Below are 230 nucleotides of genomic sequence, written 5' to 3'. Positions count from 1 at the left end.
CCATTGCGCCGACGCTGGTGCTCGATTACGGCGACAAAAGCTGGCAACAGCTGGCCAGCGAGCTCGGTGAAATCACCGGTCACGAAGCCGGCGCCAAACAGGCGGAAGATCGTTTCGAGCAGCGCGTGGAACAAGTGAAGCAGGCGATTACCCTGCCGCCGCAGCCGACCACGCCGCTGGTATATGCCGACAACGGCCGCGAAGCCATGCTGTGGACGCCGGGCTCCGCC

Annotated in this window: 1 protein-coding gene; it reads left to right on the top strand. The window is 64.8% G+C overall.

Annotated features, from left to right (window positions below):
- On the top strand, positions 1 to 230 hold a 230-nt coding region (locus ACYYG1_RS17980; protein ID WP_461211694.1), incomplete at both ends, for an ABC transporter substrate-binding protein.

Source organism: Desulfocurvus sp. DL1XJH-121 (genome assembly GCF_054819825.1).
This window is presented reverse-complemented; position numbering and strand designations above follow the sequence as displayed.